Source organism: Tenacibaculum pacificus, from assembly GCF_027941775.1.
GTDB lineage: Bacteria > Bacteroidota > Bacteroidia > Flavobacteriales > Flavobacteriaceae > Polaribacter > Polaribacter pacificus_A.
The window spans coordinates 180,064-193,259 of record NZ_CP115917.1 but is presented as its reverse complement, the minus strand read 5'-3'; the positions used below and the strand labels follow the sequence as shown (position 1 = coordinate 193,259).

At 30.0% G+C, this 13,196-nt stretch carries 8 protein-coding genes; all 8 read right to left on the bottom strand.

What is annotated here, in order from left to right:
* Window positions 1–20: 20 nt before the first annotated feature.
* The 8 genes from PG913_RS00835 to PG913_RS00805 all read right to left on the bottom strand — a co-directional run bounded on the left by PG913_RS00835 (window position 21) and on the right by PG913_RS00805 (window position 13,128).
* Window positions 21–602, bottom strand: coding sequence for an acyltransferase (locus PG913_RS00835; protein WP_271231200.1), 582 nt, complete (start codon window positions 600–602; stop codon window positions 21–23).
* Window positions 603–648: 46 nt separating this feature from the next.
* Window positions 649–1,146: an energy transducer TonB gene (locus PG913_RS00830; RefSeq protein WP_271231199.1), complete on the bottom strand. Its 498-nt coding sequence runs from the start codon at window positions 1,144–1,146 to the stop codon at window positions 649–651.
* Window positions 1,147–1,518: 372 nt separating this feature from the next.
* On the bottom strand, window positions 1,519–2,241 hold the full coding sequence (locus PG913_RS00825) for an energy transducer TonB (protein WP_271231198.1): 723 nt from the start codon (window positions 2,239–2,241) through the stop codon (window positions 1,519–1,521).
* A gap of 72 nt (window positions 2,242–2,313) precedes the next feature.
* Window positions 2,314–2,688 carry a VanZ family protein gene (locus PG913_RS12970; protein ID WP_408648493.1) on the bottom strand — a complete coding sequence of 125 codons (375 nt, stop codon included), beginning with the start codon at window positions 2,686–2,688 and terminating at the stop codon, window positions 2,314–2,316.
* Window positions 2,654–3,034 (bottom strand): glycine cleavage system protein GcvH, encoded by a 381-nt coding sequence (gene gcvH, locus PG913_RS00820; RefSeq protein ID WP_271231197.1) that lies wholly within the window; start codon window positions 3,032–3,034, stop codon window positions 2,654–2,656. Before gcvH ends, PG913_RS12970 begins: the two co-directional genes overlap by 35 nt.
* 24 nt (window positions 3,035–3,058) lie before the next feature.
* On the bottom strand, window positions 3,059–10,204 hold the full coding sequence (gene sov / locus PG913_RS00815) for a T9SS outer membrane translocon Sov/SprA (protein ID WP_271231196.1): 7,146 nt from the start codon (window positions 10,202–10,204) through the stop codon (window positions 3,059–3,061).
* Window positions 10,205–10,210: 6 nt separating this feature from the next.
* Complete coding sequence (gene ruvA / locus PG913_RS00810) at window positions 10,211–10,792, bottom strand: Holliday junction branch migration protein RuvA (RefSeq protein ID WP_271231195.1); 582 nt, start codon at window positions 10,790–10,792, stop codon at window positions 10,211–10,213.
* Between the two features lie 53 nt (window positions 10,793–10,845).
* Window positions 10,846–13,128, bottom strand: coding sequence for an NADP-dependent malic enzyme (locus PG913_RS00805; RefSeq protein WP_271231194.1), 2,283 nt, complete (start codon window positions 13,126–13,128; stop codon window positions 10,846–10,848).
* Window positions 13,129–13,196: the final 68 nt, after the last annotated feature.

The window sequence follows — 13,196 nt, the reverse complement described above, 5'->3', positions numbered from 1 at the left end:
AGTAATTAGACATTAAAAAATTATAATTTAATTACTTTATCTTTTTCTAAATAATATTTTTGAAAGCTTTCAAAGCATATTGCTTCATTATTCTCATCAAATTCTAATCGATGTCCATATTCACTAACCCATCCTATTTGTTTAGATGGATTTCCTACAACCAAAGCATAAGGAAGTACTTCTTTTGTAACCACTGCTCCTGCTCCTACAAATGCATATTCACCAATATTATTACCACAAACTATAGTTGCATTAGCACCAATACTAGCACCTTTTTTAACTATAGTTTTTAAATATTGATCTTTTCTATTTATAGCGCTTCTAGGATTTATTACATTGGTAAAAACCATTGATGGACCTAAAAAAACATCATCTTCACAAATAACACCTGTATAAATAGATACATTATTTTGCACTTTCACATTATTTCCTAAAATTACTTCTGGAGAAATCACTACATTTTGACCTATATTACAATAATTACCAATTTTACAATTAGACATTATATGACTAAAATGCCAAATTTTGGTTTCTTTACCAATAATACAATTATCATCAATTATAGCAGTTTCGTGAGAAAAATAAGAGTTCGTTTTATCCATATATACAAAAGTAAAAAACTCAACCTTAATAGTTGAGTTTTTGATTTTATTCTACTTTAAAAGTAATCGGTAAGGTATATTTAACTTTTACAGCTTTCTTATTTTGTTTTCCTGGTGTAAAATTAGGTATTTTACGCACTACTTTATTTGTTTCTTTTTCTAATTTTTTATGAGGAGCTCTAATTTTGATATCAGATACTATTCCTGATTTATTTATTATAAATTGAGTTAATATTTTATATTTACCAGAACTTAATCCTACATCTTGTGCTATTTCTGAATTAAAATGTCGCTGAACATGTCGTTGTATTTTACGCTCGAAGCATTTTCTATTTTCTTCTTCGGATAAACCTTCACAACCTTTAAAAACTGGCGCATTTTGAACATTATTTATAGGTATTGTTTTCTCTACTATTTCAACAATTTTCGGTTCTTTTATAATCGATTTAATTGTTGTTTTCTTATTTTCTTTTGTTGATTTTATAATTGTTTCTTCAATAACATTAGTATTTTTAACAATTACTGGGGTACTAATTATTTTCATTACTCGTTTTTTAACCACAGGAACTACTTTTTTTCTACTTTTTTGATAACCACAGAACGTGAAAAAGTAAAAACAGTAGATTGATTTGTTTCAAAAGGAATAAATACATCGGCTGTCTTTTTTTCTGTTTCAATGTTCTAATGAAATAAAAACAACAAATAATGTAAGTACTAAACCTAGCTGCATAAAAATAGAAGAAAATTTTTCTAATTGTTTTCTTGGGTTTTTCTTTAAAATTTTGTTTGACGTATTCTTTAAATTTTTCATAGTAATTAATTTTTAAGTTAATACACTGTTAAAACCAAGAAGTATGCCAATAAAAAAAGCAACCCAAATTGGATTGCTTTTTTTTATATTATAATTAGAAGTAAATTATTCTACATTAAAAGTAATAGGTAATGTATACCCTACTCTTACTGGTCTACCTCTTTGTCTACCTGGTTTCATTTTAGGTATCTTTTTAGCTATACGAATAGCTTCTTTTTTTAATCTTGGGTGAGGTGCTCTTGCATTAACACTTGTTATAGATCCGTCTTTATCAATTTTAAATTGAACATAAATACGTTTCTTACCAGGAGATAACCCTAATTCGTTTGCTAATTCAGCATCAAAATTACGTTGGATATGCTTTTGTAATTTTTTATTTAAACAAGCTTTTTTCTCAGCTTTAGAACCTGTACATCCAGGGTAAATAGGCACTTCTTCAATAATAGAAAAAGGTACATCTTCTACAACTTCTTCTTCTTCAACAGCCTCTTCAATATCTTCTACTTCAACAGCTTCAGATTCATCAGTTTCAGTCGATTCAATAACGGTTTCTTCAACTTCCTTTTCATCTTCAACAACCTCTATTTTTTCTGGTGCTGGTGGTGGAGGTGTGTTTTGTTTTGGTTTTGGTGGTTCAATATTAAGTTCTATTGTTTCTTCTTCAATTTCAGAAGCCATAGTCACTTCACCTAAATCTCCATATGTTTTATCATATGTTTTATTTTCAATTGCAACATATGTTACAAATAAAGCTAAAACCAAACCTAACTGCATAAACAGTTTACTATAATTCTCTAAGTTTGACTTTGGATTCTTCTTAATTTCCATCCTAAATGTTTTTTAATAGTTCGCTAATTTAATTAATTTATTTCAACTTTTACAAGCTAATTCTTTAAATAGTTACATTTTTTCTAAAAAAAGAAAGTACGTAATATAAGCTATTAAAATACCCGTCGTATTTGCTACAATGTCTAAAACATCACCTGAACGGTATGTAGTTATTGTAACTTGAAGAGCTTCAATAATTATGCCGTAAAATACGCAGCAAAAAACAACTATAAAACTATTATTTTTTGTTTTACTATAAGCCAATAACCAAACAAAGCATAAAACAAAATAAGCAAATGCATGCTCGTATTTATCTAAATGATTTATTTGAATTATAGCTGGTTGCTTTCCAATTTTAATTAAACTAAGAATAGCAATACTAATGGTTATTAGTATTGCTATTTTTGTTAAATTATCCTTTAATAAGCTCTTGATACCCTTCAGCACTTAATAAATCTGCTACTTGTGAATCGTCTGATAATTTAATTTTTATCATCCAACCGTTACCGTAAGGATCAGAGTTTACCAATTCTGGCTCATCTTCTAACTTTTCATTAAATTCGATTACCTCTCCTGATAAAGGCATAAAAAGGTCAGATACTGTTTTAACTGCTTCTACTGAACCAAAAACTTCTTCAATATCTAAAGTTTCATCTAAAGTATCAACATCTACATATACGATATCTCCTAATTCTCCTTGTGCAAAATCAGTAATACCAATTGTAGCTACACCTTCTTCTATCTTAACCCACTCGTGGTCTTTTGTAAACTTTAATTCTGATGGAATGTTCATTGTACTATTTTTATTGTGTTTGTTTTAATTTCCTAAGTTATATATAATATTGATTCCTGCATTGATAGATTGCCTTGGAAACGTAGTTGACACCGCATATTGAAACGTTTGATGGTTATAATAAAACGACGCTGTTAAACTACTACTTAAATTATAATCGGCTATAAATTTTAACCCAAATAATTTCTCTCCTCCTGTTATCTGACTATTTTCTTTATCAACACTTCGTATTAATGTTAAATTATCTCTTAAAGAGATATCAGCTCTTAAATTAACATCTCCTTTCAAGGTTTGTTTTTTACCTGTAAATCTGGTTACAAATTTAACATCTTTAATTTTATAACCAAAACCAACAACATATTCTGTTCCTTTAACATCGGTTAAAGTATTATTATTGAAATTTAATGTTAAACTTCTATCTCTTCTTATTTCTCCTTTAAATGAAAAGTCATTTTTCATTCTAAAATCAACTTTTACCAATGGAGAAAACTCGTCAATTAAAGTTGCCGACGAAAGTAATAGTTCTGACTGATAATTACCAGAATTATTTGTATTTGTTGGTGTAGAAGTGTCATATTGTAGGTTATTTGTGTAATTACCTACTGTATATGATGATTTATAACCATGAGACACCGTAAAAGAAGAGAATGATTTTTTAAACCACTTATACTTCATTAACCCATTAAAACGTAATGTCCAGTTTGGAATTGGAATACTCTTAAACACATTTGTACTTACAGAAGTTGCACTAGTACCTGAATAAGCAGCAATAAATGCGGGTAACATTGCTTGTTGTCCTGTTGTTTTGTATCCGGCTCCATCATCATTATTTGGTAACCCTGATGCAGCAGATAATCGTTCTGAAATTGTTGCTCTATTTGCTAAAAATGTTTCATATAAAGCTTCACTATCTGTAAAAGCAGTACTTAACATAAAATGACTAATACTATAATTACCTGTTTCAAAGACTTTAATTGCTGGATTTTGTTCAAAATTACCATTACCATCTGAAATTACATCTAACTGTTGATTCAAATTACTAGTATGAATTCTATTTCCTCTTAAATCAATAGATAAATTTTTAAATGGTTTTACAGAAACAGTATAGTCTAATTTTTTATATCTGGTTTTTCCGTAATTTTTACTATAATAAGGATCATCTGTATCTCTTGTTACTAACCATCCGTTTTGAATAGCAGTATTTAAAATTTCTGTTTGACTACCAAAAACAAATCCTAAAGATGGTGCAGAACCTCCTTCAAAATTATTTCTTCCTAAGAAACCTACAGAAGGTTTGTATCCTTGTAATAAAGTTCCATTATTTTCAGAATAACTAATTTTACCTTTTTTTATTGATGTTAATACATCATATGTACCTTTCAATATTTTATGACCAAAAGAAGCATTCTTTTTCAGCTTTGCCTTTTTTACAGAAGCGTTTGATCCTAAAGTAGCTTGTCCTTTTTTAATGGGTTGCTTTTTAGTTCCTTTTAATAATAATTTATCAATACCCAAAGTTTTATAAAAACGACCAAAATTAATATTCGCGTTTAAACTATGTGTATTCGCATTCTGAACCATATTACCAACTACATCCTGATAATCAAGAACTGTCGTTTCTCCTGTGGTTTCATCTACCTGATTTACAACACTCTGCGAACCAGCTTTCCAGTCAAAATCTGCTGTATAGCCATAATCTGCTGTTATAAAATTTAAATATGGTATTTTTTTAAGAGGCAATTTATAAGTTGCATTTAATTTTTGATGATAATTATCAGGTCGTCCTAGAGTAAAAAACTGATCATATATTTCTAAATCTTCATCATTTCCAAAACTATCATAAATATAGTTATTGGTTGCATTAAAATTCAACTGTAATGATTTTGTTAAATCAAAACCGATAGTATAATCCCAATTAAATAAAAACCTACGCTGAACTAATTCTGTTTGTTCACTTAATCCTTCAATTAAATTTCTTGATTTCTGAGAATTATAATTTCTATTGATACGTGAATTAAAAGCTAGTGTTTTAGGAACAGGATTTATATTTAAATCTTTTACTAATTTTAAATATTTACTTTTAAATAATTTTGATTTTTTAAAAGGTTCAATAACGAAAGGCTTAAAGTTAAAATTATAACTAGCCGCTGCCATTACATTTTTATTTTCAAATTTTTCAATATTATAATCTTTATGAAGTTCTTCATTATGAGCATAAGAAACTGATACATTTTCTACATCATAAAACTTTGGTATTTTTTTACTTTCAGAGTTCTTATTCTTTTTAACATTGATAAAGCTTATACTTTTTCTACGAGTATAATCTTGCGCATTTTTACTATTCGGATTTTTATCTAAAGCATTTTTTAATTCGATATCTTGAAATTGAGGATCATATTTAGGATCTCTAAATTCTTCACCATAACTATAACTCATCGGCAATTGCATATTCCATTTTTTAGGCATCATTTTACCTAACTGAATATTAGTTGCAACACTATATTGTTTAATTTCTTCAATACTTCTTTGCTGTACTCTATCTTCAATACTTCCAAAACCAATAGTTGACATTTTCCCTGCTAAAGATAAATCCATAACATCAGCAAGATTTGCATCAGCATTTATAACAGTCGCCCATCCGCCTTTATTATCAAAACCTACTACACGCAATTCATTAAACCAAACTTCTGCTGTTTCTTCTAAATTAGAATTATTTTTTACTCCCAGCATTACCGTTCTTATCTGTGCTAATGTTGGATTTCCTTTTACTGATATTTTTAAACCATTAGAACTTGTTGATGAAAAAACATCGCTAACATCTGATCTCTCAAGCTTTAAGTTTGCTAATTCTTCTAATGGAATTTCTAAATCATTTACCTCTGGCCAAACATCTCGTGAAGTAGTATTCGAGGTTGATAATTTTAATGGTTTTTCAATTTCGTAATAATTATCATTCAAATCAGTTCCTAAACGAATAATAGCTGTCATATCATCATTATCTGTTCTAGAACCTGTTGGTGCTTCAGCATGTAGAAACATCAATAATTTTTTATACCTACGCATATCTATACTTATATTTTTATAGATAGTTCTTTTTTCACCTGCAGGTAAATCAGTAACTTTTAAAGTAACCGATTGTTCATTCTGACGTTGAATTCTATTAGTTCCTTGTAATTCTTCACGTGTAATTCCTGGCGGTAACTGATATTTTTCTTGGTTTTGTTCAATACTTACTACACCTACTTCAAACTTATTAAGTTCTTCTGATTTTAAATTTTCAGGAACTCCAGTTTCTGGAAAAGTTTTAGTGTAACGTCGCCAATCTCCACGAACTAATTCTAGTTCACCAAATCGTAAAACAACTGGCATTTTAAACTCAGTAAGAAACATTCTTATAAAACGAATACTATTAAAATCGGAAATTCCATTAATTGCCTTAGCATCATTTCTAACAGGAATTCTAAATTGATACCAAGTAGTATTTCGTGTTGTTCCGTTAGCCAAAGTAATTGGTTCGCTTTTCGCATCAATAATATTATTTTGACCTTTTTTTAAATCATCATGATTTAATGAAATTTCATATTCAAAATAACTATTAACAGGATTCATTGTTTGATCCTTATTAATATCTTCGGTATCAGGATATGCAGTTGATGAAGTAGGATACGACTCTGTTGATTGCGATGCCGTTGGCGAGTTTCCTTGTGTACCGTTAAAATTTTTATATCGTGATAAAACAGATGGACTTGATGCTTCAATAGCTCCACCTCTAAAATATTGAAAATTATCTCCCGCAGGATCATCTCCAAAAGTAGCTATTTGAGTATCAGTAAAACTATGACGTTCTTTAAGATGTGTTTTTTCATCTTCATCATTCAATCCATCTAAACCAATATCTTGATTTGTTCTATGTCCATCATCATTATCAAAGGCATACAAAATAGATGGATTAATCGGTATATTACCCCAAGCAGTTTTGTTTACGTTAAGTTCGTCTGTTTTAACTCCATCTTCAGGCAAACCATTTTCATATTGTTTTCGACCATCTTTTAAAATATCTTCAGAAACATTTCCTAAATTGATGAATAATTTACCAACCTGATTACTTAAATCTTGATGATTGACACCTGCTGGTAAACCTTCTGCTTCTGTAATTGAATAATTTTCATACGGATCCATTAACCAAAACTGAATATATTCTACATTCGCTTGTTCAAAATTATTAGTTGTTAACGGGCGCATAATTCCACCCCAACGTTTTTCAGCTATTTCTGGGCTTACATTATAATTATAGGGACCTCTTTCTGATGGATAATAAGCTAAATCTAAAGTTCGTACTAAGTTTTGTTGAGTTATATCTAAATCAGTATTTGGAAATAATTCGTTGTAACGAATCTGACGAACTTCATTTCTTGATAGTTCATTTTCATCAATGTTACTAGGTCTGTTTCCATTAGCATAAAAAAGTTGATCTACATTATACCAAGCTATTTTTGCTCTGTTATAATTATATGATAAATCACCTGACCCTCCATTAAAACCTGGAGATTCTGGTGTACTTGCTAAAAACCATTGTTGTGGTGAGCTTAAATTTATTGGTATTTCTGATGCTTCAAAATCATCTAAATAAGATGTTGCTGCTCCATCAATATCAATTCCACTTGGCGAACCAGGTATCAAATATGCGAAATCTGCTCTAACCGATACATTTGATGGAACTTCCGTTTCTACAAACGGCAATCTGTTTGCTAATTTTGTTAAATAAGGTACTTCTGATGAATAATCTAAATTTAAACCTAACATTGTATTATTGATAGGTTCTCCACCAAAATTCACTTTTGGTGTTATTGGTTTTTCACTTACATTTAAGTAAGTTCCTCCTAAAGTAAAATCTTCGGAAAAACGATGTTCTACATCAATACCGATAAATGTTTTTCGTTGTTGACTGAATAAATTATTACTTTCTGTAGTTGCATTTATAGGAATTCCTGATGCTTCTAAACCTGGATCTAAAATTTGTACTCTTCCTAATTGATAATCTACTACATAATCAATTCCTTCTACTAATTGTCGTCCACCAGCAGTAACACTAACAGATCCTCTAGGAATATTAAATCCTCCAAGAGAAATACCTCTACTTGTTGCTGATTTAAAATATCCTTTTAAAAAGAATTTATCTTTATTTTGATATTCATTTTTTGCTTGAATTTTAGTCGTTAAATACAATTCTTCAAAAAGATATTTTTCTTGATCTGTAGTATTTGTAAGTTCGCCTTTTAAATCATTTCCAAAAGGTTCTGGCTCAGGAAAAATAACATAACCTCTTTCTGAACTAACTGTTACTCCTTCTACATAATCAAAAAAACCATCTCCTTCAGGTACAGCATACTCACTTTGATCTAATTTATCTAGATTAAATATTCGCAATAGTGGTTTCTCTGATACATCTGGCGTTAATGCTTTTTGTAAAGTATTTTGTAATGTTCCTGTTTGGTCATCACGATATAGTAATTCAATACGAAAACCTTCACGCTGTAACGGAAAAGCACCTAAAGCATATACATTTTTCATCATTAATTGCCAAGTCGGAAATGCTACTCCTAAAAACCCTGGTGCACTTGTATTCGGACGAATCGTATTTAAAATTTCACTACGTAATAATTTTACTACTAAGTTTGATGGCGCTACGACTCCATCATTAGAAAACTCTCCTACTTTAAATACTGTTTCTCCGTTAGAAGCTCCAACAACAGTATATTCATAAGCAACGGCTAAAACTTCTCCGTCATTTAATCTTCTATTTAAAGATACAAAACCTAATTGATTATGTACTTTAAACTCGTTTGGTTGTAGCTTTCTTGCATTTTGCAAATACGAATAATTGTATCCTTGTTTAGCAGGAATACCTAATTCATTAATTGCAGCATCAACAGTTGCTACATCTCTAATTTTACTGCCTTCAGCTAATAAACCTTTTAAATTATTAACATTATTATCAGGTATGTTAAACCCATTTGCCTTTGCAGGATTTATAGTTAAGTCTTCAACTTCATCATTAACTAAGTTATTTGATGTGCTTTTTGTGTTCGATTCACCTAAATCGGCAAGTCCTACAATACTACGATAATCGGTTACATTTTGCGAAGTATTGGTAACCCAAACCTCAACACGAGTAATATTTATTGGACTATTTATTAATGGATAATTACCTAATGCTTTTTTATAAGTTTCTCTAAAATACTGTCCTAAAAAAAAGTGTCTATCATTATCATAATCGGAAGCACGTAATTCAAATGGCTCAATGGTAGCACCGCCTTCTGCAACAACTGTTTTAGATTGTGAATTTTGCTGTGAAAATGCAGCCGTTATAAATGTTTTACCAAACTGTAATTCTGTTTTTACACCAAATAATGTTTGCGCTCCGTTTATTAAGGAGTTTTTAATTGGCATACTAATGTTACCCGCTTCAATGTTTTGTATAATATCATCTTCGGTTGGGGCGTACTCTAACTTAATAATATTTTGAAAATCAAAAGTAGATTGGGTATCATAATTTGCTGTTACCTTTAATCGTTCTCCAATTTTTGCTTGTAAACCAAGGCTTATTTGCTGATCAAAATCAAAAGTAAAACTAGTTTGATTTTCAATAGATATTTGAGGATTTTCATTTTTTTGATAAACTCCTCCTAATTTTATATTTACTTGACCTGTAGGTTTTACATCAACTGTATTTCCGCCAAAAATAGATTCAAAAAATTTAGAATTTACATAATATTTTGGCAATAAGTTTTTTCTAGCTTTTTTACTTCCTTTTTTATTCGGGTTAGTCGCATCTATTTTTTCTTTGAAATAATCTTTCAAATCATTATTTAAGCGATATTTTTTATATTCATTTGGAGTCATAAAAATAGGTGTACCAATATAGTAATCACCAATTTTTTCTACCAATACAAATTTATTAATAGCCTTGTCATAGCTGACAATTTTTTCTGTTGGATTATTTAAAAAAAGACCTCCTTTTTGATTGTTACTAAAATTATACTTAAGAGGTATAACGGTATCTTTTTTAACAGCATTTTTTTTATTACTTACTGTGTTTTGCGAAAACGAAACAACACTTACTAATAAAGTAAGTGTTGTTAAGAATATATTAATGACTGTCTTTTTCAATCCGTTTTATAAGTTTTTCAACGCCTTTTTTATTAGTGTTTCAACACTAGCATCAGGTGTTTCTTTTAGTATATTTCCAATAACTCTATCTGCTTGTTTACGTAAAAAACCAAGAACTTCTAAAGCTGATAACGCTTCTTCTTTGTTTGTATTGTTTTGAGTAATTGAAACTTCATCTAAATCAAAAAGTTTTACAATTTTATCTTTTAAATCAACAATAACACGTTGCGCTGTTTTTATTCCGATTCCTTTAACCGATTGTATTGCTTTTACATTTTCCGAAGCAATAGCTTGTTGTATTTCTTCGGATGTCATTGATGATAACATTGTTCTGGCAATACTTGGTCCTACTCCAGAAACGGAAGTAAGCAATCTAAATATTTCTCGTTCTACTTTAGTAAAAAATCCATATAAAGTATGCGCATCATCACGAATAGATAAATGAGTATATAACAACACATTTTCATCCGCAGGTAATAACGAATAAGTTTGTAAAGAAATATGCAATAAGTAGCCTACTCCATTACAGTCAATTACCACATTTGTAGGACTTTTTTCTACAAGTTTACCTTTTATTTGTGTTATCATTTAATTGAATTTTAACATGTCTAAAAGTAGACAAATTATTTAGTATTAAGTCTTTAGATTTTATTTTTTCTTTCTTTATTTTGAGCATCTACAACTGCCACGGCTGCCATATTAACCATTTCATCTACACTTGCACCTAATTGTAAAATGTGTACAGGCTTACTCATTCCTAATAAAATAGGTCCGATAGATTCTACACCCTCAGTCTCTTTCATTAATTTATAAGTAATATTTGCCGATTCTAAATTCGGAAATATTAAAATATTTGCTCTTTTACCATTCAACTTAGAAAAAGGAAATTCTTTTGCTAACAATTCAGGGTTCAAAGCAAAATCTGCTTGTAACTCTCCATCTACAATTACATTTGGATGATTACGGTGTATATAAGATACTGCCTCCCTTATTTTTACTGAACTTTCAGCTTTTGATGATCCAAAATTAGAAAAACCTAACATTGCAATATGTGGTGTCATACCAAACATTTTTGCTAAACCAGATGTTAACTGACTTATTTTAGCTAAATCTTTTGCTGTTGGATTTATATTAATTGTAGTATCAGCTAAAAACATTGGTCCTTGTTTGGTAAGCATCATGTTTGTTGCTGCAACTCTAGTAACACCTTTGTCTTTTTCGATTAACTCTAACATTGGTTTTACAACAGAAGCGTATGACCTTGAGTATCCAGTAATTAAAGCATCCGCTTCACCTGTATTTACCATCATTGCAGCAAAGTAATTACGTTCACGCATCCACTTTTGTGCTTCTAAGAAAGTAATTCCTTTACGTTGTCTTGTTTTCCAGAAAAACTCAGCATATCTGTTTCTTCTATCTGTTTCTTCATCTGTTTTAGGATCAATAATAACAACCTCAGCATCAAAACCAAGCTCTTCTTTTAATTCTAAAATAACTTCTTTTCTACCTAATAAAATAGGAATACCTATTTTTTCATCAGAAACTCGTTGAGCTGCTTTTAAAACATCTATATGATCTGCTTCAGCAAATACAATGCGTTTAGGATCTTTTTTTGCTCTGTTATGTAATAATCTTATTTCTTTATTTCCACTACCAGACCTATCCATTAACTCTTCTCTATAAGCATCCCAGTCTGTAATTGGCTCTTGCGCTACGCCAGAACTCATTGCAGCTTTTGCTATTGCTGGAGGAATTTCATAAATTAATCTCGGGTCAAATGGTTTAGGAATAATATATTCTCTACCGAATGAAAGACTTACTTCATCGTACACAATATTTACTTGCTCAGGAACTGATTTTTTAGCTAAATCAGCTAAAGCATGTACAGCTGCCATTTTCATTTCTTCATTAATTTTGGTTGCTCTAACATCTAAAGCACCTCTAAAAATAAACGGAAATCCAAGTACATTATTTACTTGATTAGGATGATCTGATCTTCCGGTAGCCATAATAATATCATCACGAGTATCAACAGCTAATTGATATTCAATTTCAGGATCTGGATTAGCCATTGCAAAAACAATAGGATCTTTAGCCATTACTAATAACATTTCAGGTGTTACTACATCACCTTTAGATAAACCAATAAAAACATCGGCATTATGCATTGCTTCCTCTAAAGTATTTACATCATTATCTGTTGCAAATTCTGCTTTTTGAGAAGTTAAGTTACCTCTATCTTTTCTGATAACACCTTTACTATCGCACATTACTACGTTTTCTCTTTTAGCACCTAATGCTAAATATAAACGTGTACAAGAAATAGCTGCTGCTCCAGCTCCGTTTACTACAATTTTTACATCTGCAATATCTTTACCTATAATTTCAAGTGCATTTTTTAAAGCTGCTGTTGAAATAATAGCAGTACCATGCTGATCATCATGCATTACAGGAATATCTAATTCCTCAATTAATCTTCTTTCTATTTCAAAAGCTTCAGGAGCTTTAATATCTTCTAAATTAATACCTCCAAAAGTTGGTGCTATTGCTTTAACGGTTTCTACAAATTTATCTACATCAGTAGCATCTACTTCAATATCAAAAACATCAATATCTGCAAAAATCTTAAACAACAATCCTTTTCCTTCCATTACTGGCTTAGAGGCTTCAGGACCTATATCTCCTAACCCTAATACAGCTGTTCCGTTAGATATAACAGCTACTAAATTTCCTTTCGCTGTATATTTATAAACATTATTTTTATCTTTTGCTATTTCTAAACAAGGTTCTGCAACCCCAGGTGAATATGCTAACGCTAAATCGTGTTGTGTTGCATATTTTTTAGTAGGTACTACTGCTATTTTTCCTGGTTTTGGCTTGGCATGATATAACAAAGCTTCACGTCTTTTTCTAGAATCACTCATAGGTTCGTTGTTGTTTGTTTGAACTCACAAATATACATTTTTGTTATTTAGTTTAAAATTTAAAACAT

Coding starts and splice junctions, on each gene's coding strand:
- PG913_RS00805 (WP_271231194.1), bottom strand. CDS start 13,128: ATGAGTGATTCTAGAAAAAGACGTGAAGCTTTGTTATATCATGCCAAG.
- ruvA (WP_271231195.1), bottom strand. CDS start 10,792: ATGATAACACAAATAAAAGGTAAACTTGTAGAAAAAAGTCCTACAAAT.
- PG913_RS00835 (WP_271231200.1), bottom strand. CDS start 602: ATGGATAAAACGAACTCTTATTTTTCTCACGAAACTGCTATAATTGAT.
- PG913_RS00830 (WP_271231199.1), bottom strand. CDS start 1,146: ATGAAAATAATTAGTACCCCAGTAATTGTTAAAAATACTAATGTTATT.
- gcvH (WP_271231197.1), bottom strand. CDS start 3,034: ATGAACATTCCATCAGAATTAAAGTTTACAAAAGACCACGAGTGGGTT.
- PG913_RS00825 (WP_271231198.1), bottom strand. CDS start 2,241: ATGGAAATTAAGAAGAATCCAAAGTCAAACTTAGAGAATTATAGTAAA.